Annotated in this window: 21 protein-coding genes; 6 read left to right on the top strand and 15 right to left on the bottom strand. The window is 66.5% G+C overall.

What is annotated here, in order from left to right; translation table 11 throughout:
- Positions 1–2: 2 nt before the first annotated feature.
- Together QFZ83_RS07445 and QFZ83_RS07440 are read right to left on the bottom strand one after the other, a co-directional pair.
- Positions 3–722: an O-methyltransferase gene (locus QFZ83_RS07445; protein ID WP_307504462.1), complete on the bottom strand. Its 720-nt coding sequence runs from the start codon at positions 720–722 to the stop codon at positions 3–5.
- Between the two features lie 5 nt (positions 723–727).
- Positions 728–3,274 carry a penicillin acylase family protein gene (locus QFZ83_RS07440; protein ID WP_307504459.1) on the bottom strand — a complete coding sequence of 849 codons (2,547 nt, stop codon included), beginning with the start codon at positions 3,272–3,274 and terminating at the stop codon, positions 728–730.
- Positions 3,275–3,368: 94 nt separating this feature from the next.
- Here QFZ83_RS07440 and QFZ83_RS07435 point away from each other — a divergent pair, with 94 nt between their 5' ends.
- The 4 genes from QFZ83_RS07435 (at position 3,369) to QFZ83_RS07420 (ending at position 7,431) form a co-directional block, all read left to right on the top strand.
- Positions 3,369–4,445, top strand: coding sequence for a PLP-dependent cysteine synthase family protein (locus QFZ83_RS07435; protein WP_307504456.1), 1,077 nt, complete (start codon positions 3,369–3,371; stop codon positions 4,443–4,445).
- The gene (locus QFZ83_RS07430) at positions 4,445–5,524 is read left to right on the top strand and encodes a carotenoid 1,2-hydratase (protein ID WP_307504453.1); all 1,080 of its coding nucleotides are present in this window, start codon (positions 4,445–4,447) and stop codon (positions 5,522–5,524) included. Before QFZ83_RS07435 ends, QFZ83_RS07430 begins: the two co-directional genes overlap by 1 nt.
- 110 nt (positions 5,525–5,634) lie before the next feature.
- The gene (locus QFZ83_RS07425) at positions 5,635–6,102 is read left to right on the top strand and encodes a hypothetical protein (RefSeq protein WP_307504450.1); all 468 of its coding nucleotides are present in this window, start codon (positions 5,635–5,637) and stop codon (positions 6,100–6,102) included.
- Between the two features lie 103 nt (positions 6,103–6,205).
- Positions 6,206–7,431, top strand: a protein-coding gene (locus QFZ83_RS07420) for an IS3 family transposase (protein ID WP_373457494.1) whose coding sequence is annotated in 2 segments (ribosomal slippage) — positions 6,206–6,548 and positions 6,548–7,431 — 1,227 coding nt in all. Because the reading frame shifts where the segments join, the coding sequence is not laid out codon by codon here.
- A gap of 54 nt (positions 7,432–7,485) precedes the next feature.
- Here QFZ83_RS07420 and QFZ83_RS07415 read toward each other — a convergent pair.
- From QFZ83_RS07415 to QFZ83_RS07390, 6 genes are all read right to left on the bottom strand, one after another.
- Positions 7,486–8,472 carry a branched-chain amino acid ABC transporter permease gene (locus tag QFZ83_RS07415; protein WP_306878818.1) on the bottom strand — a complete coding sequence of 329 codons (987 nt, stop codon included), beginning with the start codon at positions 8,470–8,472 and terminating at the stop codon, positions 7,486–7,488.
- Between the two features lie 10 nt (positions 8,473–8,482).
- On the bottom strand, positions 8,483–9,358 hold the full coding sequence (locus QFZ83_RS07410; protein WP_042581796.1) for a branched-chain amino acid ABC transporter permease: 876 nt from the start codon (positions 9,356–9,358) through the stop codon (positions 8,483–8,485).
- Positions 9,359–9,403: 45 nt separating this feature from the next.
- On the bottom strand, positions 9,404–10,600 hold the full coding sequence (locus tag QFZ83_RS07405; RefSeq protein WP_307504441.1) for an ABC transporter substrate-binding protein: 1,197 nt from the start codon (positions 10,598–10,600) through the stop codon (positions 9,404–9,406).
- 59 nt (positions 10,601–10,659) lie between these two features.
- The gene (locus tag QFZ83_RS07400; RefSeq protein WP_306879042.1) at positions 10,660–11,808 is read right to left on the bottom strand and encodes an ABC transporter substrate-binding protein; all 1,149 of its coding nucleotides are present in this window, start codon (positions 11,806–11,808) and stop codon (positions 10,660–10,662) included.
- Between the two features lie 95 nt (positions 11,809–11,903).
- Positions 11,904–12,611 (bottom strand): ABC transporter ATP-binding protein, encoded by a 708-nt coding sequence (locus QFZ83_RS07395; protein ID WP_013542390.1) that lies wholly within the window; start codon positions 12,609–12,611, stop codon positions 11,904–11,906.
- Positions 12,608–13,384, bottom strand: coding sequence for an ABC transporter ATP-binding protein (locus QFZ83_RS07390; protein WP_307504440.1), 777 nt, complete (start codon positions 13,382–13,384; stop codon positions 12,608–12,610). Before QFZ83_RS07390 ends, QFZ83_RS07395 begins: the two co-directional genes overlap by 4 nt.
- A 224-nt stretch (positions 13,385–13,608) precedes the next feature.
- Here QFZ83_RS07390 and QFZ83_RS07385 point away from each other — a divergent pair, with 224 nt between their 5' ends.
- Entirely contained in the window at positions 13,609–14,808 is a 1,200-nt protein-coding gene (locus QFZ83_RS07385; protein WP_307504437.1) for an AGE family epimerase/isomerase, read from the top strand.
- Between the two features lie 73 nt (positions 14,809–14,881).
- Here QFZ83_RS07385 and QFZ83_RS07380 read toward each other — a convergent pair whose 3' ends face one another.
- From QFZ83_RS07380 to QFZ83_RS07365, 4 genes are read right to left on the bottom strand one after another with little or no spacing between them, the layout of a single operon-like run.
- Positions 14,882–16,444: a DHA2 family efflux MFS transporter permease subunit gene (locus QFZ83_RS07380; protein WP_013542393.1), complete on the bottom strand. Its 1,563-nt coding sequence runs from the start codon at positions 16,442–16,444 to the stop codon at positions 14,882–14,884.
- A gap of 38 nt (positions 16,445–16,482) precedes the next feature.
- Positions 16,483–17,826 (bottom strand): efflux RND transporter periplasmic adaptor subunit, encoded by a 1,344-nt coding sequence (locus tag QFZ83_RS07375; RefSeq protein WP_307504434.1) that lies wholly within the window; start codon positions 17,824–17,826, stop codon positions 16,483–16,485.
- Positions 17,827–17,864: 38 nt separating this feature from the next.
- Complete coding sequence (locus tag QFZ83_RS07370) at positions 17,865–19,340, bottom strand: efflux transporter outer membrane subunit (protein ID WP_307504431.1); 1,476 nt, start codon at positions 19,338–19,340, stop codon at positions 17,865–17,867.
- Positions 19,333–19,869 (bottom strand): MarR family winged helix-turn-helix transcriptional regulator, encoded by a 537-nt coding sequence (locus QFZ83_RS07365; protein WP_013542396.1) that lies wholly within the window; start codon positions 19,867–19,869, stop codon positions 19,333–19,335. Before QFZ83_RS07365 ends, QFZ83_RS07370 begins: the two co-directional genes overlap by 8 nt.
- Before the next feature lie 78 nt (positions 19,870–19,947).
- Between QFZ83_RS07365 and QFZ83_RS07360 the strand changes: the two genes are divergently transcribed.
- Positions 19,948–21,732 (top strand): ABC transporter transmembrane domain-containing protein, encoded by a 1,785-nt coding sequence (locus QFZ83_RS07360; RefSeq protein ID WP_306878823.1) that lies wholly within the window; start codon positions 19,948–19,950, stop codon positions 21,730–21,732.
- An 18-nt stretch (positions 21,733–21,750) separates the two neighbouring features.
- Here the strand turns inward: QFZ83_RS07360 and QFZ83_RS07355 are convergent, their stop codons facing one another.
- Genes QFZ83_RS07355 through QFZ83_RS07345 form a run of 3 tightly spaced genes read right to left on the bottom strand, consistent with a single transcriptional unit; the run spans position 21,751 to position 23,127 of the window.
- Positions 21,751–22,203, bottom strand: coding sequence for a DUF1178 family protein (locus QFZ83_RS07355; RefSeq protein WP_307504427.1), 453 nt, complete (start codon positions 22,201–22,203; stop codon positions 21,751–21,753).
- Positions 22,204–22,210: 7 nt separating this feature from the next.
- Positions 22,211–22,816 carry an NUDIX domain-containing protein gene (locus QFZ83_RS07350; protein ID WP_306878825.1) on the bottom strand — a complete coding sequence of 202 codons (606 nt, stop codon included), beginning with the start codon at positions 22,814–22,816 and terminating at the stop codon, positions 22,211–22,213.
- A gap of 5 nt (positions 22,817–22,821) precedes the next feature.
- Positions 22,822–23,127: a DUF2818 family protein gene (locus QFZ83_RS07345; protein WP_306878826.1), complete on the bottom strand. Its 306-nt coding sequence runs from the start codon at positions 23,125–23,127 to the stop codon at positions 22,822–22,824.
- Positions 23,128–23,139 lie beyond the last annotated feature (12 nt).

Below are 23,139 nucleotides of genomic sequence, written 5' to 3'. Positions count from 1 at the left end.
GCTCAGAGATCGGACGTTCCGTTCCAGTCGATCAGGCCGGTGCCGCTCCAGTGGCCGAAGGAAGTGAGGTCCATCTTGGGCTGCGCGACGCGGCGCCAGATGTCGATCATGTTCACCACTCGAATGTCGTCGAACACGACCACGGCATCGCGCGACAGATTCAACGTGCTCAGGTTGACGAGGATGTCCGCTTCGGTCCGCCCGTCCTTCGGCCCATCGACAAAGATCAAGTCGGCCGACTCGAACAGCGCGCGATGCGGCTCGATGCCGCCGGGCGTGGAGATGTCATGCAGCACCTGACGCACGCGGCCTTCTGAGAAATCCGCAGGTGCGAGCCAGGTGTCGGCGAAGCTGTTCCACGCCAGCAGATCGAAGGTGGTCAGCGTGCCCGACGGCTGCAGTTCCTGTGCGAGCGCCAGCGTGCCCATGCCGGTGAAGGTGCCGATCTCGATCACCGTCTTCGGCTTCAGCGTGCGCACCAGCGCGGCGAGTAGGCGGTAGTGCTCGCCAGGCCAGGTGTCGAACCAATGCGGCTCCCTCGACGCGCGACCTTCGTAGATGGGCAGTGCCACATCGATCGCCACCGAAACCGCCTTGAGAGCGATGTCCATCAGACGCCGGCTGGGCCGGGCGGGCTCGTCATCCATGCTCGCGATGATCGAGACCTCCTTGTGGCGCGCGGGGACTTCGGCAAATTTCCGGTTGAGTTCGTCGAGGGTCATGCCGCTTATTTTGCGGGCGTGAGCTGGATGCGTTCGACCGTTTCCTTCTCCACCGCCCCGCGGCTGTAGACCAGCGGCACGTACTTGCCTTCGAGCCACAGCGGCGCAAGGTCGCGGTAGTTCGGGCTGTCCGGGTTGCCCGACTGGCCCGGCGTGTTGATGACGCGCGAGGCGTCCCAATTGCCGACGTCGAGCACCATGCGGAACGACGCGCCCGAGGTCAGCTTGTAGTCGCTGGTCCGGTAGGTCGCGGCCATCGGCGTGAAGCTGGAGCCCGACATCGGCCAGTCACCCACGTCGAGCTTCTTGCGCGTGGCGGCATCGACCACGCCGGCCAGCGGATGGCGGAACTCCGCGCGGTGCAGCGTGCCCCACTTCCAGGCCGTCATGTCGGGTCCGAGCTTGGCGGTGAGCTCCTGCATCGCGGGCGGCAGCGTCTGCAGCAGCAAGGCGTCGCGCTGCGCATCGGAGACCCAGCCGAACGGGTTTTCGAGCAGCAGCACCATGCGCGTGTTGTCACCGGGCGCAGCCAACGTGGCCCCCACCTCGCCCGCGCCGGCCTTGAGCACGGCCGCGCGCAGGGTCTTGCCGCTCCACACCTCGTAGAGCGCGGCCGCGGCGCTGTCGCGGTCCATCGTGCCGTCCCAGTTTTGCAGCAGGCGCAGGCCGGCGGCCGTTTGCGCGTCGTCGCTGCGCAGGCCCGCCAGCAGCTTCAAGAGGCGCTGCGCGGGCGTCGCGACGATGTCGTTCTGCATGCGCTCGGAGTCCTCGATGGTGAAGCGCGAACCCGCCGCCACCTTCGCGGCGAACAGCTCTTTCAAACGAAGCGCGCGGGCCGCATCGCTCCACTCGTAGCCGATGCCTTTCTTCGCGGCCGGATGATCGGGCGGGATGTTGTTCTCGTTCGCGGTCACCACGTAGCCGCGCGCGGGGTTGAACTCCGAAGGCAGTTCGTCGCCATTGCGAAAGCCCGACCACTCGTAGCGGCCGTCGCCCGGCACGGGCATGAGGCCATCCCAGTTGGGCCTGATCGGCGTGAGCCCGCCCGGAATCCAGCCGACGTTGCCGCTGCTGTCGGCGTACACCTGGTTTTCGCCCGGCGCGCCCCAGCGGTTCATCGCGGCGCGGAACTGGTCCCAGTTGCGCGCGCGCATGTAGTCCATCGAACCGAAGTACGGCGCCATGCCGGGCTCCAGCCAGGCAGCGCGCAATGCATACGCGCGCCGCTTGCCGGGCTCGGAAAGCAGCACAGGCCCGTGGCGCGTGAAGGTGTTGACCACCTCGCGCGGCGAACTCTCGCCGCGTACCGCGATGCGCTCGGTCACGCGCATCATCGGCTCCCATCGGCCCTGGTAGCGGTACTCGTTGGGGTTCTTCGGGTTGAGCTGGTACACGTACAGGTCTTCCTGGTCCATGTAGAAGCGCGTGAGGCCGAAGGCGATGGTGCCGTTGTGGCCGATCGACAGGCCCGGCAGAAAGGGCTCGCCCGCGCCGATGGCGTCCATGCCGGGCGCGCTCAGGTGCGTCATGTAGCGCAGGCTCGGCGCGCCGTGCGAGCGGTGCGGATCGTTCGCGAGGATCGGCCGGCCCGTGGACGTGAGCTTCGGCGAGATGACCCAGTTGTTGCTGCCGTAGGCGCCCGTGGGGTCGCCCTGCAGGGCTTGTTGTTGCGCCTCGTCCTGCTCGGCCTTTGCGGCGATGGACTCGGCGCTGCCGGGCAACAGCGCCACCGGCGCGGCGGCCGCGCCCGTGTTCAAGCCGACCCGCGTGTTCTCCTTGGTGAAGCGCGGCGAATCGGTCGCCCGCAGGTACGCCGCGCGCAGTTCCGCTGCGGGGATCGTGCAGGGATCGAACCCCACGGGCACCTTGGGCGTGACCGGCGGATCGAGTTCGCGGCGCAGCCAGTCGGCCTTGACGCCCGGGCCGCCGGCGCAGAAGGCGCGTGCGCGGTCGACCTCGGAAGTGAAATTGAGCGTGAGCCCGTGGTGGCGGATGCGCACCACGTCCTCGGGCGACCACGTCGCCGGCTGGTAGCCCAGCAGCGCGAACTCGGTCGGCAGCAGCGCGGGCTGTGCGCGCACCTGCGCGACGTAGGCGTTGACGCCGGCGGTGAAGGCTTCGGCCACGCGCTTGGCATCCGATCCGTAGGCAAGCCACTCTCGGTACATGTCGCCGCGGTAGAGCACGGCGCGCGCGGCGCGGTCGCTCTCGACCCAGGCGGGGCCAAAGTCTTTCGCCATTTCACCGAGGCCGCGCTTGCGCCACAGGTCCATCTGCCAGAGCCGGTCGCGCGCGGCGATGAAGCCCTGCGCCACGAAGGCGTCGTAGAGCGTGCCGGCGTACAGGTGTGGCACGCCCCAGCGGTCGACCAGCACCTCGGCGGGTTTCTCGAGGCCGGGGACGGCGAAGGATGAAGAGGGGCGGTCTGGTGTGTCGCTGACCGAAGGACCGGACGCACAACCTGCGAGTGCGATGGCGGCAAGTGCGCCGATGAGGGAAAGCCGATGGTTGGGCATGCGTCGCGCGGCGAGGCGCGGGCTCGTTCTTTTCATGTGTCTCGTCTCCTGCCTTGTGGATGGCAACGCACAGTATCCCGATTTCCACCGGTGGCCCGGTTACAAGGCATGACTTGTAGACTGGCGCGCTATGCAGCCCACCCCCACATCTCCTTCCTGCAGCGGCTGGCTCGGCAGTGCCATCCGCCGCATCGAAGCCGACTACCAGCGCAGCGCCGACACGCACCTCATCCCGCTCCCCCTGCCCGCCCTCGCGGCAGCGGGCATCGACCTGTACCTGAAGGACGAATCCACCCACCCGACCGGCAGCCTGAAACACCGGCTCGCGCGTTCGCTCTTTCTCTACGCGCTGTGCAACGGCTGGGTGCGCGAGGGCACGACCATCGTGGAGGCTTCCAGCGGTTCGACGGCGGTGAGCGAGGCCTACTTCGCGCGGCTGCTGGGCCTGCCCTTCATTGCGGTGATGCCGCGCAGCACCTCGCCCGAGAAGGTCGCGCAGATCGCCTTCTACGGCGCAAGCTGCCACTTCGTCGACCATGCGGCACAGGTGTACGAGGAAGCCCGCGCGCTGGCCGAGCGCACCGGCGGCCACTACATGGACCAGTTCACCTACGCCGAGCGCGCGACCGACTGGCGCGGCAACAACAACATCGCCGAGAGCATGTTCCAGCAGATGGCGCGCGAGCGGCATCCGATACCGGAATGGATCGTGGTGGGCGCGGGCACCGGCGGCACCAGCGCCACCATCGGCCGGTACCTGCGCTACCGCTGCCACGACACGCAGGTGTGCGTGCCCGACCCCGAGGGCTCGGTGTTCTCGGCCTATCACCGCACGGGCGACGCCACGCTGACGGCTGTCGGCTCGCGCATCGAAGGCATCGGGCGGCCGCGCGTGGAGCCGAGCTTCATCCGCACGCTGGTCGATCGCATGATCGAAGTGCGCAATCTCGATTCGGTGGCGGCGATGCATGCGCTCTCGGCGCTGCTCGGGCGCAAGGTGGGTCCGTCGACGGGCACCAACTTCATCGGCATGCTGGCCGTGGCCGATGAAATGCGCGCGGCCGGGCGGCAAGGCTCGATCCTGTCGCTGCTGTGCGATTCGGGCGAGCGCTACCTGCCCAGCTACCACGATGCGGCCTGGGTGAAGAACGCGTTCGGCGACATCGGGCCTGCGCAGCAGCGCATCGATGCGCTGGTGGCGGGGTGATGCCTCCCTCTTCCTTCGGTTCTTTCGGGCTCTCGCGGCGCAGCCTGCTGCTTGCCGTGCTGGCCGCGGCGCCTGCTGCGAGCTGGGCATTGCCTCTGCGCACGCTGGAGTTCCCGCGCGACTTCGGCAGCCATCCCGACCTGCAAACCGAGTGGTGGTACATCACCGGCCACGCGAAGAACGCAGCGGGGCGCGAGTTCGGCTTTCAGGTGACCTTCTTCCGCTCGCGCATCGACGCGACGCAGAACATGCGCTCGGCCTTTGCCGCGAAGAACCTGGTGTTCGCGCATGCGGCCGTCACCGACCTCGAAGGCCGCGTGCTGCTGCATGACCAGCGCATCGCCCGCGCGGGCTTCGGCGTCGCATCGGCCAGCGAGGCCGACACCGAGGTGCGGCTGCGCGACTGGTCGCTGGTGCGCAAGGACGGCGGTTATTCGGCGCGCATTCCGGCCGGCGAGTTCGCACTCGACCTGCGCTTCGTGCCGACGCAGCCGGTGCTGCTGCAAGGCAACGCAGGTCTCTCGCGCAAGGGGCCCGACGAAGCCCAGGCGAGCTACTACTACAGCGAGCCGCAGCTCCAAACGCAAGGCAAGCTCACGCTCAAGGGCCAGGCCTTCGAAGTTGCCGGGACTGCATGGCTCGACCACGAATGGAGCGAGGCGCTGATGCACCCCGAGGCCGTGGGCTGGGACTGGATCGGCATGAACCTCGACGACGGCAGCGCGCTCACCGCCTTTCATTTGCGACGGAAGGACGGCAGCGCTCTGTGGGGTGGCGGCTCGTTCCGCACGCGCGACGGAGCGCTGCGCGTCTTCAGGAACGACGAAGTGCGTTTCGAGAGCCTCAACGCCTGGAGCAGTCCGCGCACGCAGGCGAAGTACCCGACGCAATGGCGCGTGCAGACGCCCTCTGGCAACTTCGAGGTGCGCGCCCTGCTCGACGACCAGGAGCTGGACAGCCGGGGTTCGACCGGCGGCGTGTACTGGGAAGGGCTCAGCGATCTGCTCGATGCACAGGGGAAGCGCGTGGGTCGGGGCTATCTGGAGATGACGGGATACGCTGCGCCGCTGCGACTGTAGTTTCTGTTCCATGTGCATGCGCAGGCCACCGGGTACTGGCACAAGGCCTGACAACCGGCGGTGCCCCGCATGCGTTGGCGGTTTGCACACCCACGAAAACTGGAGGATCCATGAAGATTCGATTCGCCGCGCTCGGCCTGGCCAGCGCTTTTGCATTGCTGGCCGCGCCTCTTGGCGCGAACGCACAGGTCTCGGTGAACATCAACGTTCCCGGGTTGGTCATGGTGGCGCCGCCACCTCCACGCTACGAGGCACCACCGCCACCGCGCGGCGGCTATGTCTGGGTGCCGGGCCGCTGGGCCTGGGACGGCCGCGCGTATGCGTGGCGACGCGGCGACTGGCGGCCCGCGCGGGCAGGCTATGCCTACGCCCCGGGCCGCTGGGTCGAAGACCGTGGCGGCTGGCGCTGGACCGAAGGCGATTGGCGGCGCCGCGAGGCCCGTCGCGAGGCCCGCCGCGACTGGGACGACGGCCCTCGGCGGCACGATCGCGACGACCGCGGCCATGGCCATCGCGGGCATGACCGCGACCGGGGCGATTTCTGCCCGCCCGGCCAGGCGAAAAAAGGCAACTGCTGATCAATGGCAATAAAAAAGGGAGCTTCGAAAAGCTCCCTTTTTTTGGCGTTTGACCCGTCCTGCCCAGCGTTGACACCTTTCATCAGTGAAAGGAAAAAGCGCAATGGGCACAGGCGTCAAGAGAACTCAGCGTGACTACACGATGGCCTTCAAATTGGCTGTCGTCGAGCAAGTGGAAAAAGGGGAGCTGACCTGGGGCCAAGCGCAGAGTCGCTATGGGATCCAGGGCAACTCGACAGTGTTGAACTGGCTGCGCAAGCACGGTCGCCAGGGGTGGGGTCGTGCGGCATCATCGGCGGCTATGCCGATCGACAAGACAGCCATTGCACGGACGCCAGAACAGCGGATCAAGGAATTGGAAACGCAACTGGCCATGGCGCAGGAGAAGGCCCGGTTGTTCGAAGCGGTGCTGGAGGTCCTGAAGAAGGATCACGGCGTGCGTGTCGTAAAAAAGCCTTCGGGCAAGTCCTCGCGCAAGGCCTCGTCCAAGGGCTGAGCGTGACGCGGGCCTGCCACCACATGGGCATCAGCCGTCAGGCGTACTACCAGGGCCAGCACAGGGCCACCCGGCGCCACGAACGCGCCGAAGCGGTGGTGCAGTTGGTCAAGGAACAGCGCATGCGCCAGCCGAGACTGGGTACGCGCAAGCTGCACTACCTGCTGCGTGAGCCGTTGCAGCGCCAAGGCATCGAATTGGGGCGTGATGCGATGTTCGACGTGCTGCGCAACGCGCGCCTGCTTGTGGCGAACCGCCGGGCGTACCACAAGACGACGGACAGCCATCATCGCTTTCGCCGCCACCCGAACCTGGTCAAAGCGGGGCCTACGCAGATTCGCGTCACGCGCAGCGAGCAGCTGTGGGTGGCCGACATCACGTACCTGCCCACGGTCGACAAGGTGGTCTACCTCAGCTTGGTCACCGACGCGCATTCCCGCAAGATCGTGGGCTGGCACGTCCATGCCAGCCTGCAGACGGAGGAGGTGGCGCGGGCCCTGAAGATGGCGCTGCGCGAGCGAAAGACGCGCGAGCAACTCGTGCATCACTCTGATCGCGGCATCCAATACTGCTCGAACTACTATCAGGCGCTGCATCGCCGCCATGGCCTGAAGTGCTCGATGACCGACGGCTACGACTGCTACCAGAACGCACTGGCCGAGCGCATCAATGGCATCCTCAAGACCGAATTCCTGCTGAGCCAGCCAGCTGACCTGGCTCAGGCCAGACGACTGGTGGCCGAGTCCGTGCATATCTACAACCACGAGCGGCCCCATCTGTCGCTCAAAATGCAAACGCCCGATGCTGTGCATCGGGCGTCCGTGGTCGGCTGAGGCCGGCTATTTGGGTGTCAACGCAATTCAGGACGGGTCAGTTGCCCGGTGCCGCTACTTCGCGCGTCGCCGGTCGATGAACGCAATGATCTCGCCCATGATCCCCTTGCGGAACGCCAGCACGCAGATCACGAAGATCAGGCCCGTGACCATGGTCACCGACTCGCCCAGCGTGTTGAACCAGTCCACCGTCGTGATGCGTGCGAGGAAGTTGCCGAGTTCGCCGATCTTGTTCTCCAGCAGCACCACCACGGCCGAGCCGACCAGCGGACCCGAGAGCGTGCCCAGGCCGCCGACGAGCGTCATCAGGATGACCTGGCCCGACGCGGTCCAGTGCACGTCCGACAGCGTGGCGAAGCCCAGCACCAGTGTCTTGAGCGAGCCGGCCAAACCCGAGAGCGCGGCCGAGATCACGAACGCCAGCAGCTTGAAGCGGCTCACGTCGTAGCCCAGCGAGAGCGCGCGCGGCTCGTTCTCCTTGATGCCCTTCAGCACCTGCCCGAATGGCGAGTGGATGGTGCGCACGATCAAGAGGAAGGCCAGCACCACCACAACCAGCGCGACGTAGTACATCGTGAGGTCGTTCGACAGATCGATGACGCCGAAGAGCTTGCCGCGCGGCACACCCTGCAGGCCGTCCTCGCCGCCGGTGAACTTGGCCTGCAGCGCAACGAAGAACATCATCTGCGCGAGCGCCAGCGTGATCATCGCGAAGTAGATGCCCTGCCGGCGGATGGCCAGGATGCCGAAGATCCAGCCGAGGAAGGCGCCGCTCAAGGTGCCGGCGATGAGGCCGAGTTCCGGGGTGAGCCCCCAGACCTTGATCGCATGGCCCGCCACATACGCGGAGCCGCCCAGGAAGGCCGCATGCCCGAAGGACAGCAGACCCGTGAAACCCAGGAGCAGGTTGAAGGCCGCGGCGAACAGCGCGAAGCACATGAGCTTCATCACGAACACCGGGTAGGCGCCGAAGAACGGCGCGGCGATGAGCGCAACCAGCAGCAGCGCGTAGACGACGGTGGATATCTTTTTCATGTTCATGCCGTCCGCCTTATTTCTCTTTGCCGAACAGGCCGGCGGGGCGGATGAGCAGCACGATGACCATGATCACGAACACAACCGTAGACGATGCTTCCGGATAGAAAACCTTGGTGAGCCCTTCGATCACGCCGAGGCCCAGGCCCGTGAGGATGGCGCCCATGATCGAGCCCATGCCGCCGATCACGACCACCGCGAACACCACGATGATGAGGTTCTGCCCCATCAGCGGTGAGACCTGCATCACCGGTGCGGCCAGCACGCCCGCGAAGGCCGCGAGCGCGCAGCCGAAGGCGTAGGTCAGCGTGATCATCAGCGGCACGTTGACGCCGAAGGCTTCCACCAGGCGCGGGTTCTCGGTGCCGGCGCGCAGATACGCACCCAGGCGCGTCTTCTCGATCACGTACCAGGTCGCAAAGCAGATCACCAGCGAGGCGACGACCACCCAGGCGCGGTAGTTGGGCAGCACCATGAAGCCGAGGTCGGTGGCGCTCGAGAGCGCGTCGGGTGCGTCGTACGGCAGGCCCGAGACGCCGTAGACCGAGCGGAACACGCCTTCGATCAAGAGCGTGAGGCCCAGCGTGAGCAGCAGGCCGTAGAGATGGTCGAGCTTGTAGATCCAGCGCAGCAGCAACCGCTCGATCACCACGCCGAAGAGGCCGATGAGGATGGGCGCCGCGATCAGCATCACCCAGTAGTTGATGCCGAAATACTCCATGGCCATCCAGGTCAGGACGGCCCCCAGCATGAACAGCGCGCCGTGCGCGAAGTTGATGACGTTGAGCAAACCGAAGATCACCGCCAGCCCGAGACTCAGGATGGCGTAGAACGAGCCGTTGACCAGCCCCAGAAGGAGCTGGCTCAACAAGGCGGGGAGGGAAATGTTCATAAGCGTTTCAACGAACCCGGGCGCCGCAAAGGCGCCCGCGGGAGATCACTTCCAGAGGGCGCACTTGCTCTCGGCCTTGGTCGTGAAGACTTCTTCGCCCTTGAGCTTCTGGACCACCTTGTAGTAATCCCAAGGCTGCTTGGATTCGGCCGGCGACTTCACCTGCACCAGGTACATGTCGTGCACGAAGCGGCCGTCGGCGCGGATGTTGCCCTTGGCATAGAAGTCGTCGATGGGCGTGGACTTGAGCGTCTCCATCACCTTGTCGGCATCGACCGTCTTGGCGGCCTGCACGGCCTTGAGATACGTCATGGTGGCCGAGTAGTCGGCCGCCTGGATGTCGGTGGGCATGCGCTTGGTCTTCTCGAAGAAGCGCTTGCCGAAGGCGCGCGTCTTGTCGTCGAGATTCCAGTCCCAGCTGGTGGTGAGCAGGAGGCCTTCGGTGTTCTTCAGGCCCAGGCTGTGCACGTCGGTCACGAACACCAGCAGGCCCACCATCTTCATCGACTTGGTGATGCCGAATTCCTTGGCCGCCTTGATCGAATTGATGGTGTCGCCGCCGGCATTGGCGAGCGCGAGCACCTGCGCCTTGGAGTTCTGCGCCTGCAGCAGGAACGAAGAGAAGTCCGATGTGTTGAGCGGATGCTTCACGCTGCCCACCACGGTGCCGCCCTTTTCCTTCACGACCTTGGAGGCATCGGCTTCCAGGGCCTGGCCGAAGGCGTAGTCGGCGGTGAGAAAATACCAGCTCTTGTCGCCGCGCGCGATCACCGCGCTGCCGGTGCCCTTGGCGAGCGCCACGGTGTCGTAGGCGTAGTGCACGGTGTAGGGCGAGCACTGCTCGTTGGTGAGCGCCGAGCTGCCCGCGCCGTTCACGATGAAGACGCGCTTCTTCTCCTGCGCCACCTTCGCCATCGCGAGACCGGTGCCCGAACTCGTGCCGCCGAACAGCATCGTCAGGCCCTGCGTGTCGATCCACTCGCGCGCCTTCGATGCGGCGATGTCGGCCTTGTTCTGGTGGTCGGCCGACAAGAGCTCGATCGGCATGCCGTTGACCTTGCCGCCGAAGTCGTCGATGGCCATCTGGATCGCGAGCGCGCCGTTCTTGCCCTCCACGTCCGCATAGAGGCTCGACATGTCGGTGATGAAACCGATCTTGACCTTGTCCTGCGCCTGGGCAGCGCCCGCGGCCACGAGACAGGTGGCCAGCAGGCAGGCGGAAGCGATGAGCGTGCGTTTCATGGGAGGGTCCTCGTTGACTTCGGTGGGTGAATCGCGAAAGGCGTCAGCGCGCTACTGCGTTATTTCCAGGCGGCGCATTTCGTTTCGGCCTTCGTGGTGAAGACCTGGTCACCCGGCAGCACCTTCAGCACCTTCAGGTAGTCCCACGGCTTCTTCGATTCAGCGGGCGACTTCGCTTCGACCAGGTACATGTCGTGGATGAAGCTGCCGTCGGCGCGGATCTGGCCCTTGCCGTAGAAGTCGTCGATCTTCATGCTCTTGAGCTGCGCCATGACCTTGTCGGAATCGGTGGTCTTGGCGGCGGCCACGGCCTTCAGGTAGGTGGTCGTGGCCGAGTAGTCGGCGGCCTGCACGTCGGTGGGCATGCGCTTGGTCTTCTCGAAGAAGCGGTTGGCGAACTTGCGCGTGTCGTCGTTCAGGTCCCAGTACCAGCTGGTGGTGTGCAGCAGGCCCTCGGTGTTCTTCAGGCCCAGGCTGTGGATGTCGCTCAAAAAGACCAGCAGGCCCGCGGTCTTCATGGTCTTGTTGATGCCGAATTCCTTCGACGCCTTGATCGCGTTGATGGTGTCGCCGCCCGCGTTCGCCAGGCCCAGGATCTGCGCCTTGGAGTTCTGCGCCTGCAGCAGGAAAGAGGAGAAGTCCGATGCGTTCAGCGGATGGCGCACCGCGCCCACCACCGTGCCGCCCTTTTCCTTCACCACCTTGGTGGTGTCAGCTTCCAGCGCGTGGCCGAAGGCGTAGTCGGCCGTCAGGAAGAACCAGCTCTTGCCGCCACGGTCCACGACCGCCGCGCCGGTGCCCTTGGCCAGCGCCACGGTGTCGTAGGCGTAGTGCACGGTGTAGGGCGAGCACTGCTCGTTGGTGAGCACCGAGCTGCCGGCGCCGTTGTTGAAGTACACGCGCTTCTTCTCTTCGGCCACCTTGGCGGTCGCGAGCGCGGTGCCCGAGTTGGTGCCGCCGAAGATCATGGTCACGCCGGCCGTGTCGACCCACTCGCGGGCCTTGGAGGCGGCGATGTCGGCCTTGTTCTGGTGGTCTGCAACCAGCAGTTCGATGGGTTGGCCCAGCACCTTGCCGCCGAAGTCGTCGATGGCCATCTGGATGGCGGTGGCGCCGCCCTTGCCTTCGAGGTCGGCGTACAGGCTCGACAGGTCGGTGACGAAACCGATCTTCACTTTTTCTTGAGCTTGTGCGGCGCCCGCGCCCATGGCGAGTACAGCGACGGCGGTGGCGATGAGGCCGAGTTTCTTGTTCATGATGTTTGTCTCCTGAAAAATCTGGGGGGTGTTTGTTCGAATGGGGGTCAGACGCCGAGCAGCTCGGTGAGCACCGGCATCTTGGCTTCGAGTTCGGCGGCGCCGAACTTCTCCACGATGCGGCCGTGCTCCATCACGTAGAAGCGGTCGGCCAGCGGCGCGGCGAAGCGGAAGTTCTGCTCCACCATCACGATGGTGTAGCCCTTGGCGCGCAGCGTGGTGATCATGCGGGCCAGCGCCTGCACGATGACGGGCGCGAGGCCTTCGGAAATCTCGTCGAGCAAGAGCAGCTTGGCACCGGTGCGCAGGATGCGCGCGACCGCCAGCATCTGCTGCTCGCCGCCCGACAGGCGCGTGCCCTGGCTGTGGCGGCGCTCGGCCAGGTTGGGGAACATCGCGTAGATCTCTTCGACCGACATGCCCGGACCCGCGCCCTTGAGTTCGGGCGGCAGCAGCAGGTTTTCTTCGCACGAGAGGCTCGCGAAGATGCCGCGCTCTTCCGGGCAGTAGCCGATGCCGAGGTGGGCGATGCGGTGCGTCGGCATCGCGATCGTTTCCTTGCCGTTGACCTCGATGCTGCCCTTGCGCGCACCGGTCAGGCCCATGATGGCGCGCAGCGTGGTGGTGCGGCCCGCGCCGTTGCGGCCCAGCAGCGTGACCACTTCGCCGGGCTGCACGACCATGTCCACGCCATGCAGCACATGCGATTCGCCGTACCAGGCTTGGAGGCCCTTGATCTCCAATGCAGCGGTCATGTCAGTGAGCCCCCCTGCATTTCGCCGTCCGTCGTGCCCATGTAGGCCTCCATGACCTGCGGGTTCTTCGAGACTTCGGCGTAGGGGCCCTCGGCCAGCACGGCGCCGCGTTGCAGCACGGTGATGGTGTCGGCAATCGTGGAGACCACGCTCATGTTGTGTTCGACCATGAGGATGGTGCGTCCGGCCGACACGCGCTTGATGAGCTCGGCCACGCGGTGCACGTCTTCGTGGCCCATGCCCTGCGTGGGTTCGTCCAGCAGCATCAACTCGGGCTCCATCGCCAGCGTGGTGGCGATCTCCAGCGCGCGCTTCCGGCCGTAAGGCAGGTTCACGGTCTGCTCGTCCGCGAGTTCTTCGAGGCCGACTTCAGCCAGCAGCTCGCGGGCTCTGGCATCCAGGGGCTTGAGCGACTTCTCGCTCTTCCAGAAGTGGTACGAAGTGCCCAGGCGCCGCTGCAGGCCGAGGCGCACGTTCTCCAGCAGCGTCAGGTGCGGGAACACGGCCGAGATCTGGAACGAGCGGATGATGCCGCGCCGTGCGATCTGCGCGGGGCGCTCGCCGGTGATGTCCTGCCCGTTGAACAGGATCGTGCCCGTGGTCGGCTCCAGGAACTTGGTGAGCAGGTTGAAGCAGGTCGTCTTGCCGGCGCCGTTGGGGCCGATGAGTGCGTGGATCGAGCCGCGCACCACCGAGAGGTTGACCTTGCTGACCGCGGTGAACCCCTTGAATTCCTTGGTGAGCTGGCGTGTTTCGAGGATGACGTCGCTCATCTCGCGAGGTCGCCCGGGTTCGGAAAAAAGAAGTCGGTCATGCGGTCCATCTTGGCGCGCCACCATGAGCGCGGACCGATTGTTGGTGGGCGACCCGCACTTGCATACTGGGGCAAATGCCTATGCTGCAGTGCAACCTGCGCAAGACGGGGAAGTTATGCACGATCACCAACTGTCGTCGCGTTGACAATGGCGCCGCTCGCGACACTCACACCTCTTTGCCCATGCCAGATTTCCGCTCACCCGAATTCCTGCTAGACCACATCCGGCACACGCTGACCTTCTACGAACCGCGCGACATCGATCCTTCGGGCGGCTTCTTTCATTTCTTCAAGGACGACGGCACGGTCTACGACCGCCGCACGCGCCACCTGGTGAGCAGCACGCGCTTCGTGTTCAACCACGCGAACGCGTACCGCCGCTTCGGCAACGCCGCGGACCTCGACGCTGTGCGGCACGGCCTCGCCTTCCTGCAACACGCGCATGCGCTGCCCGGCGGCGGCTACGCATGGCAGATCGACTGGCACGACGGCCGCGCCACGGTGCTGGACGGCACGCAGCATTGCTACGGTCTGGCTTTCGTGCTGCTCGCGCACGCACACGCGCTGATGGCCGGCGTGAGCGAGGCGCGCAAAGGACTTGAACATGCGTGGGACCTGATGGAGCAGCACTTCTGGGAACCGCGCCACCAGCTGTATGCCGACGAAGCCACGGCCGACTGGCGCGTGTCGCCCTACCGCGGCCAGAACGCCAACATGCACGCCTGCGAAGCGATGATGGCGGCCTTCGAGGCCACGCACGAGGCGCGCTACCTCGACCGCGCGCTCGCACTCGCCGAGGCCGTGACGGGCCGGCAGGCCGCGCTGGCCGACGGGCTGGTGTGGGAGCACTACCGCACCGACTGGTCGGTCGACTGGGACTTCAACCGCGGCGACCGCAGCGACATCTTCAAGCCCTGGGGTTTCCAGACCGGCCACCTGACCGAGTGGGCCAAGCTGCTGCTGCAACTGGAACGCCTCTTGAATGCGCAAGGCACCGAGGCCGACTGGATCGTGCCGCGCGCCCGTCACTTCTTCGACACCGCGATGTTCCGCGGCTGGGATGCGGACAACGGCGGACTGGTCTACGGCTTTGCGCCCGACGGCGCGATGTACGACGGCGACAAGTATTTCTGGGTGCAGGCCGAGAGCTTCGCGGCTGCCGCCCTGCTTGCGGTGCGCACCGGCGATGCGAGCTACTGGAACTGGTACGACAGCATCTGGGCGTACGCGTGGGAGCACTTCATCGACCACACGCACGGCGCGTGGTACCGCATCCTCACGCCGCAGAACCAGAAGATCAGCGACGAAAAAAGCCCGGCGGGCAAGACCGATTACCACACGATGGGCGCCTGCTACGACGTGCTGAAAGCGCTGGGCAAGTAAAAACCCCCAGGGTCCCGAAGGAGCCTGGGGGTGATGGTGATCACGGGTGACGGGGTGACTACCGCGTGTGTTGTCAGTGCGCGCCGGCCGCGGCGTCGCCCCCAGCGCCGCCCTTCTGCGGCTTGGCGAGCCACACCAGCGGAATCAGCAACAGGAACAGGATCGCCGACGCATAGAAGATGTCGTTCGTCGCGAGCATGTAGGCCTGCTGGTCGACGATGCGGTTGATCTGTCCCATCACCTGCTCGGTGCTGAGGCCGCTGCCGGTGAGCCCGGACATCGCAGCGGTGGCCGCGTTGTTGCCCTGGTTGATGGTCTCGGCAAGCTGCGCGTGGTGCAGCGTCGCGCGGTTGTCCCACAGCGTGGTGGTGAGCGAGGTGCCCATGGCACCGGCCGTGATCCGCAGGAAATTCGACAACCCCGAGGCGGCCGGAATGCGGTCGGGCGTGAGGCCCGACAGCGTGATCGTCACCAGCGGAATGAAGAAGAACGCCATCGCGATGCCCTGGATCACCGTCGGAATGATGATGGTGACGAAGTCGGCCTGCGTGTTGAAGTTCGACCGCATCCACAGCACCAGCGCGAACACCAGGAACGAGAACGTGGCATAGCGGCGCGGATCGATCTTGGACACGGTGAGCCCGACCACCGGCGAGAAGAAGATCGCCAGCAGTCCCACCGGCGCCATGATCATCCCCGCCTGCGTCGCGGTGTAGCCCATCCACTGCTGCAGCCACAGCGGCAGCAGCACCACGTTGCCGAAGAAGAGGCCGTAGGCCACGGCCGTCGCCACGGCGCCCGACCAGAAGTTGCGGCGCTTGAAGAGCGACAGGTCGACCACCGGGTGCTTGTCGGTCAGCTCCCAGATCAGGAAGAACGCGAAGCCGACCACGGCCACCACCGCCATCGTGACGATCTGCGGCGAGTGGAACCAGTCGAGTTCCTTGCCCTTGTCGAGCATGAGCTGCATCGAACCCACCCACAGCACCAGCAGCGCAAGGCCGATGGCGTCGATGGGCACCTTGTGCGTGTTGCTCTCGCGCTTGCGATAGAGCGCCCAGGTGATGGAAGCCGCAACGATGCCCACGGGGATGTTGATGTAGAAGATCCACGGCCACGAGATGTTGTCGGTGATCCAGCCGCCCAGGAGCGGCCCCATCACCGGCGCGACCAGCGTGGTCATCGACCACATCGCCATCGCGAGGCCCGCCTTGGCCTTCGGATAGCTGGACAAGAGCAGCGTCTGCGACAGGGGAATCATCGGACCGGCAACGAAGCCCTGGAGCGCGCGGAACAGGATGAGCGTGGTCATGTTCGGCGCGAGGCCGCACAGGAGCGAGCTGATCATGAACAGGATCACGCTCGCCATGAACAGGCGCACCTGGCCGAAGCGCTGGGTCATGAAACCCGTGAGCGGCACCGCGATGGCGTTGGCCACCGCGAAGCTGGTGATGACCCAGGTGCCCTGCGTGGTGCTCACGCCCAGGTCGCCCGAGATGGCAGGCAACGACACGTTCGCGATCGACGAATCGAGCACGTTCATGAAGGTTGCCGCAGACAGCGCGATCGTGCCCCACACGCGGGCGGAACCCTCGAGCGGTGCGTGCGCTATGTAAGCGGGAGCGGCGGTGGCCATTGCGCGTGCTTCTTTATGTCAAGCGAAGCGGGCAACGATCAACCGGGCTGGCCCTGCACCGCCACCTGCGCGCCGGCCGCCGGCGTCGCAGCCGGATGCTTCGCGGGCGTCGCGCTCGTGGCGCTTGCGGCATTGGCCGAAGCGCTGCGGCCGAGGTTGGCCGCGACGATGCGGTCCACTTCGGCATCGGCACCGCGGTCCAGCTGGCTGTAGACCTGCGTCTGCGTGAGCGCGGTGCCGCGCGGCGCGTCGGCGAGCATCTTGCCGCTCTTGGACGTGATGTCGATCTCGGCATCCATCGACAGGCCGATGCGCAGCGGATTGGCCTTGAGCTGCTCGGGGTCGAGCGCGATGCGCACGGGCACGCGCTGCACCACCTTGATCCAGTTGCCGGTGGCGTTCTGCGCTGGCAGCAGTGCAAACGCGCTGCCGGTGCCCACACCGAGGCCGGCGACCTTGCCGTCGTACTCGACCTTCTTGCCGTAGACGTCGGCCGTGAGCTTTACGGGCTGGCCGATGCGGATGTTGCGCAGCTGCACTTCCTTGAAGTTGGCATCGACCCACAGTTGGTTGAGCGGCACGATCGACATCATCGGCGTGCCGGCGGCCACACGCTGGCCGAGCTGCACGGTGCGCTTGGCGACGTAGCCGTCGACGGGCGCGGGCATCGCGACGCGCTGCGTGGCGAGGTAGGCCTCGCGCACCTTGGCGGCGGCCGCCAGCACGCTCGGGTGCTGCGCAACGCTGGTCCCTTCAGTCAGCGACTGGTTGCTCACCAGCGCTTCCTTGGCGGCGACCACGCCGGCCTGCGCGGCGGCGAGCTGGCTCTTGGCCGTGTCGAGCTGCGTTTCGGCGTGGTTCAGTTCTTCCTTCGACACCGCGCCGTTGCCCGAGAGCGCGCGGCGGCGTTGCAGGTCGTCCTGGGCCTTGGCGATGTCGCTCTGGGCCTTGACGATGTCCGACTGGCGCAGCGTGACCTGCGCGGCCAGCGAACCGTTGTTGGCGTAGAGCGTGCGTGTCTGGCGCACGGTCTGGGCCAGCGCGGCCTCGGCCTGTTCGAGCGAGACCTTGGCGTCGGCCGGGTCGAGCTGCACCAGCGGCTGGCCGGCCTTCACGAAATCGGTGTCGTCGGCGTTGATGGCCATGACGGTACCGCCGATCTGCGGCGTGATCTGGATGACGTTGCCCTGCACGTAGGCGTTATCGGTGTCTTCGTAATGGCTGGCGACCAGCCATTCGTAGAGACCCCAGCCGCCGCCGGCGACGATCACCACGGCTGCCAGTGCGGTCAGCGCGCGGCGGCGCTTGCCGTTGCCGGCGGGCGCTTCGGGTGCAACAGGGGCTGCGGGTGCAGCGGACGTCGGAGTGTTGTTGTCGCTCATGATGAATTTCTTTCCGAAGACGAGGGAGTCGAGTCAGTTCAGTTCACTGCGGCCGTCGGGGCCGATGCCGTGGCGGTGGTCGGGGGCTGCCAGCCGCCGCCGAGGGCGCGCGCCAGGCCCACCTGCGTGTCGAGCGCACGCGCGGACAGATCGACGGCCAGCCGACGCTGCGCCAGCACCGAGGTTTCGGCCGTCAGCACGTTGAGGTAGTTGCCAAGGCCCGCGCGGTAGCGCTGCACGGCGATGTCGTAGGCGCCTTCGGCGGCCGTTTGCGCGGCGCGCTGTTCGGCCTGCTGGCGGGTGATCGACTGGGCGCTGGAGACCTGGTCGGCCGCATCGCGCACGGCGTCGAGCACCGTGGCGTTGTAGCTTTCGACCGCCACGTCCAGGTCGGCCGACTTGCCGCGCAGGTTGGCGCGGAGCCGGCCGCCTTCGAAGATCGGCAGGCTGATGGCCGGGCCCACGCCCCACTGCTCGCTGCCCGACTTGAGCAGCTTGCCTAGCCCCAAGCTCTGGAAGCCGACGAAGGCCGTGAGGTTCACGTTGGGATAGAACTGGGTCTTGGCATTGGCCACATCGCTCGTCGCGGCCTCGACACGCCAGCGCGCGGCGGCGATGTCGGCGCGGCGGCCCAGCAGGTCGGCCGGAATGTTGGCCTGCAATGCCATCGGCTTGACACCGGCGAGCACCGGCGGCTTGAGCGAGGCCGACACGTTGGGCTGGCCGACAAGCGCGTCGAGCGCGTGCTGCTGCAGCGCGATCTGCTCGTTGAGCGCTTCGATCTGCTGGCGCGCTTCGGGCAGGCCGCCTTCGCTCTGGCGCAGTTCGAGGCGGGTGTCCAGGCCGGCGGAAACGCGGTCGCGCACGAGCTTGAGGGTTTCGTCGCGCTGGGCGAGCGTGCGCTGCGCCACGGTGAGCTGGTCGTTCAGGCGCGCCCACTGGAAGTAGCTGCGCGCGACGTTGCTGGCGAGCAGCACACGGGCGGCATCGGCATCGGCCGCGGCGGCGTTGGCAGCGCCGATGGCAGTGTCGAGCGCGGTGCGGTTCTTGCCGAAGAAGTCGAGTTCCCAGCTTGCGCCGAGCTGCAGCAGACCGATGTTCTGCGTCGAGCCGCCGAGCGGTGCGGGGTAGATGTAGTTGCTGTTGAACTTCTGGCGGTTCAGGTCCAGGTCGCCCTTCACTTGCGGCTTGAGCGCCGCGCCGGCGATGTCCGCCGAGGCCTGCGCACGCGCGAGGCGGGCCTGCGCGACTTGCAGGTTCGGGTTGCCGGCCACGGCCTGGTCGATCAGCGTGTTGAGCTGCGTGTCGCCGAAAGCGAGCCACCATTGGCGGTCGAGCCGGGAGACGGGAGTTGCGGCGCTGTCGGGTGCGATGCCCAGCGACGACGCATCGCGCAGTTTGGCCTGCGAGCCGATGCCGGACATGTTGGCACAACCGGCCAGCGCCACAAGCAGCAACGCGGCTGCCACGACTGGAGTGCGACGCACAGCGCGCACGGCGAGGGAATCATTCATTTTTATCTCCACGGGCCGCGAGGGCCTGCGCGTTGTCGAGGATGCGGCGGAGGTAGCCCTTGAGCTGCTCCCACTCCTCGGTGGTGAAACCTGCCAGGTGCTCGTTCTGCACGCGGCTGAGCACGTAAGGCACTTCCTTGGCGGCAGCACGGCCTTCGTCGGTGAGCTCGATGTTGACCACGCGGCGGTCTTCCAGCGAACGCACCCGGCGGCACAGGCCCTTGGCTTCGAGGCGGTCGAGCAGGCGCGTCATGGCGCCGGTGTCGAGTTCGCAGGCGCGCGCCAGTTCGGCCACCGTGGTCGCCGCGCCGGTGTGCAGCTTGTACAGCGGCACCCATTGCGGAAAGGTCGGGCCGCCAGGCTCGCACATGCGGGTTTCCACTGACTGGGCCACCGCCGAGACGATACGGCGCATCAGGTAGCCGATGCTTTCCTCGGCGCGATAGTCCTCCGCCCGATAGAAAACAGGGGGCCGACGCACAGCGTCATCGGGGACCGACGAGGCCTTGGGAATGTTCGCATCGCTCATGAGCCGAAATATTAGCTGCCGCGGCAATTATTGTCAAGGCTGCCTTTGTAGCGGCAGCGGTCGGTAGAATCCGCGCCCATGGCTTCCTCCCCACCGTCTTCCATGGCCAAGGGCTCGCCCCGGTCGCTGTCGGGGCTGAGCCCCTTCCTTCGCCCCTACCGCGTGCAGATCGTGCTGGCGGCGGTTTTCCTGGTGATGGCGGCCATCACGACGCTGGCGTTTCCGCTGGCGTTGCGCAGCCTGATCGACGGCGGGCTGATCAACCCCGACAAGGGCGCCCAGACCATGGCGCTGCGCGAGCACTTCGGCGCCCTCTTCGCAGTGGCCGTGGCGCTGGGGCTTTTCTCGGCTGCGCGCTTCTACACGGTGAGCTGGCTGGGCGAACGGGTCACGGCGGACCTGCGCAACGCGGTCTACGGTCATGTGCTGCACCAGAGCCCGGCTTTCTTCGAGACCACGCAGACAGGCGAGGTGCTCTCGCGCCTCACGGCCGACACGACGCTGGTGCAGACGGTTGTCGGCTCGTCGCTGAGCATGGGCCTGCGCAATGCGGTGATGGGCGTGGGCGCGCTGGCGGTGCTGGTCTGGACCAATCCTTACGTGATGGTGCAAGTGCTCGGCATCCTGGTGCTGGTGGTGCTGCCGAGCATGTGGTTCGGCCGGCGGGTGCGCAAGCTCTCGCGTGCAAGCCAGGACCGCGTGGCCGATTCGAGCGCCATCGCCGCCGAAGTGCTGAATGCGATTCCGGTGGTGCAAAGCTACACCGCCGAATCGCGCGAGGCAGCCCGCTTCGATGCCTCGACCGAGAACGCATTCCGCACCGCCGTGCGCCGCACCAAGGCGCGCTCGGTGCTGGTGGCTTTCATCATCATCGCGACCTCGGCGGCGTTGCTCTGGGGCCTGTACCAAGGCACGCAGGCCGTGCTGCGCGGCGACATCACTGCCGGCCATCTCGGCCAGACCGTGGTCTACGTGGCGATCCTTGCGAGCGCGACGGCAGTGCTTGGCGAGGTGTACGGCGACCTGCTGCGCGCAGCCGGCGCCACCGAGCGCCTGATGGAGCTGCTGCATGCGCCGGCTGTCATCACCTCTCCCGCAAATCCGGCGGTCACGCCGATCCCGGCCGCGGGCAGCGCGATCAAGCTCGACGCGGTGACCTTCCACTACCCATCGCGGCCCGGCACGCCGGCATTGCGCGATTTCAGCCTCGACATCGCGCCCGGCGAGACGGTGGCACTGGTCGGCTCCAGTGGCGCGGGCAAGAGCACGGTGTTCCAGCTGCTGCTGCGCTATTACGACCCGCAATCGGGCCAGTTGCTGCTCGACGGCGCGCCGCTCGCATCGCTCGCCCTGCCCGACCTGCGCACCCGCATCGGGCTCGTGCCGCAGGACGCGGTGATCTTCTCGGCCAGCGCGTTCGAGAACATCCGCTACGGCCGGCCCGATGCCACTGCCGACGAAGTGCATGCGGCCGCCCGCGCCGCGTTCGCGCACGACTTCCTGACGGCATTGCCCGAGGGCTACGACACCTTCCTTGGCGAGCGTGGCGTGCGCCTCTCCGGCGGCCAACGCCAGCGCATCGCGATTGCCCGCGCGATCCTCAAGAACCCGCCCTTGCTTCTGCTTGACGAGGCCACCAGCGCCCTCGACGCAGAGAGCGAGCGCATGGTTCAGGCCGCACTCGAGTCGGCAATGGAAGGCCGCACGACGCTGGTCATCGCGCACCGCCTGGCGACCGTGCAGAAGGCCGACCGCATCATCGTGCTGGACCACGGCGGCATCGTCGAACAGGGAACGCACGCGGCACTGGTGGCGCAGGGCGGGGTCTACGCCCGCCTGGCCGCACTTCAGTTCACGGCCTGAGCCCAGGCCGCAGCAGAGTTACTGCAGCGTCTCTTTGAGCGCTGCGGGCATTGGCAGCGGCATCACCGCAATGCCTTCGTCGAGCAGCGCTTCGGTCTGCTCGGGCGTCGCCTGACCACGTATCCCGCGCTCTTCGGCTTCGCCGTAGTGCATCTTGCGAGCCTCTTCGGCGAAACGATCACCGACATCTTCGGTCTTGGCGATGACCTCGCGCACGGCGCGCATCCAGCGAGCTTCGGGGGAGAGTTGAGCCGGCACCTGCGAGGCCGCAGCGGGCGCCGCTTCTGCTGCCGACGCCTTGGCGTTGCCAAGATTGAGACGCGGCGCGCTCAGCAGCTTGACGATGGCGGTGTCGCCGCAGACCGGGCATTCGACCAATCCGGACGAGAGCTGTGTCTCGAAAGCCTCGTTGGACGCGAACCAGCCCTCGAAGCCGTGGCCGTGCGTGCAGCGGAGATCGAGAACCTTCATGCGCGGATTATCCCGCGCCGCCCTGCGACGCCGCCGCTTTCCAGTCGAGTGCCCATGCGCCCGAAAGGACGTTCTGCATCCACAGGGTGCAGGTCAATGACTTGGCGTCGGTGACTGTGCCATCGCGGCACCAGCCGATCATTTCTTCGGGCGTGGCGGTGAACACGTCGAGGAATTCGCCGTGGTCAAGCTTCCGCTCGCCGAGCGAGAGGCCGCGCGCGAAGTAGATGTGGATGATCTCGGTCGAGTACGCCACGGCCAGGTGCATCGCACCGGCGTGCGCCCATTCGCGCGCGGTGTAGCCGGTTTCCTCGAGCAGTTCGCGCTGGCCGCAGACCAGCGGGTCTTCGCCCGGATCGAGCTTGCCGGCCGGAAACTCCACCATCACATGGCCGACCGGATAGCGATACTGCCGCTCCAGCACCACGCGGCCATCGTCGAGCAACGGAATCACCACCACCGCGCCGGGATGCACCACGTACTCCCGCGTGGCGTTGTGGCCGTCGGGCAGGCGGATGGTGTCGCGCTTGGCATGCAGGAAGCGGCCCTTGAAGAGCTCTTCGCTACTGACGAGTTCTTCCTTCAGGTGGGAGTCGGCAATGGGTGAAGTCATGTGAATCAATGCCTGTGCTTCATCAGGTAGCGCCAGGTGAAACCTGGAAAGGCCAGCACGATGAAGAGCGCGCCGGTCACCGCGTAGAACTCCCAGCCTTGCGGCGAGATCTGCCCTGCCCTACGTTCGAACAAGAGGCCGATGCCGCCGGCAATGAAGTACAGCACCACCAGTTCGGCAAAGCGGATCGCGAGTAACTTGCGCTTTGCCGGCAGCGGCACGACGCCGAACAGGCGCTCGTTGAAGAACGGCAGGTTGGCGGCCAGGAGCGCCACCAGCAGGACGACCCAGACCGACGCGGTTTGCGACACCGTGGGCCGGCC

The sequence above is a fragment of the Variovorax sp. W1I1 genome (assembly GCF_030815625.1).
Classification (GTDB): domain Bacteria; phylum Pseudomonadota; class Gammaproteobacteria; order Burkholderiales; family Burkholderiaceae_C; genus Variovorax; species Variovorax paradoxus_C.
Note: the sequence above shows the minus strand (reverse complement) of the source record. Positions and strands in the feature narration are given on the sequence as shown.

Coding starts and splice junctions, on each gene's coding strand:
- QFZ83_RS07410 (WP_042581796.1), bottom strand. CDS start 9,358: ATGAACATTTCCCTCCCCGCCTTGTTGAGCCAGCTCCTTCTGGGGCTG.
- QFZ83_RS07385 (WP_307504437.1), top strand. CDS start 13,609: ATGCCAGATTTCCGCTCACCCGAATTCCTGCTAGACCACATCCGGCAC.
- QFZ83_RS07440 (WP_307504459.1), bottom strand. CDS start 3,274: ATGAAAAGAACGAGCCCGCGCCTCGCCGCGCGACGCATGCCCAACCAT.
- QFZ83_RS07370 (WP_307504431.1), bottom strand. CDS start 19,340: ATGAATGATTCCCTCGCCGTGCGCGCTGTGCGTCGCACTCCAGTCGTG.
- QFZ83_RS07390 (WP_307504440.1), bottom strand. CDS start 13,384: ATGAGCGACGTCATCCTCGAAACACGCCAGCTCACCAAGGAATTCAAG.
- QFZ83_RS07415 (WP_306878818.1), bottom strand. CDS start 8,472: ATGAACATGAAAAAGATATCCACCGTCGTCTACGCGCTGCTGCTGGTT.
- QFZ83_RS07400 (WP_306879042.1), bottom strand. CDS start 11,808: ATGGGCGCGGGCGCCGCACAAGCTCAAGAAAAAGTGAAGATCGGTTTC.
- QFZ83_RS07405 (WP_307504441.1), bottom strand. CDS start 10,600: ATGAAACGCACGCTCATCGCTTCCGCCTGCCTGCTGGCCACCTGTCTC.
- QFZ83_RS07435 (WP_307504456.1), top strand. CDS start 3,369: ATGCAGCCCACCCCCACATCTCCTTCCTGCAGCGGCTGGCTCGGCAGT.
- QFZ83_RS07395 (WP_013542390.1), bottom strand. CDS start 12,611: ATGACCGCTGCATTGGAGATCAAGGGCCTCCAAGCCTGGTACGGCGAA.
- QFZ83_RS07360 (WP_306878823.1), top strand. CDS start 19,948: ATGGCTTCCTCCCCACCGTCTTCCATGGCCAAGGGCTCGCCCCGGTCG.
- QFZ83_RS07380 (WP_013542393.1), bottom strand. CDS start 16,444: ATGGCCACCGCCGCTCCCGCTTACATAGCGCACGCACCGCTCGAGGGT.
- QFZ83_RS07445 (WP_307504462.1), bottom strand. CDS start 722: ATGACCCTCGACGAACTCAACCGGAAATTTGCCGAAGTCCCCGCGCGC.
- QFZ83_RS07425 (WP_307504450.1), top strand. CDS start 5,635: ATGAAGATTCGATTCGCCGCGCTCGGCCTGGCCAGCGCTTTTGCATTG.
- QFZ83_RS07375 (WP_307504434.1), bottom strand. CDS start 17,826: ATGAGCGACAACAACACTCCGACGTCCGCTGCACCCGCAGCCCCTGTT.
- QFZ83_RS07350 (WP_306878825.1), bottom strand. CDS start 22,816: ATGACTTCACCCATTGCCGACTCCCACCTGAAGGAAGAACTCGTCAGT.
- QFZ83_RS07355 (WP_307504427.1), bottom strand. CDS start 22,203: ATGAAGGTTCTCGATCTCCGCTGCACGCACGGCCACGGCTTCGAGGGC.
- QFZ83_RS07430 (WP_307504453.1), top strand. CDS start 4,445: ATGCCTCCCTCTTCCTTCGGTTCTTTCGGGCTCTCGCGGCGCAGCCTG.
- QFZ83_RS07365 (WP_013542396.1), bottom strand. CDS start 19,869: ATGAGCGATGCGAACATTCCCAAGGCCTCGTCGGTCCCCGATGACGCT.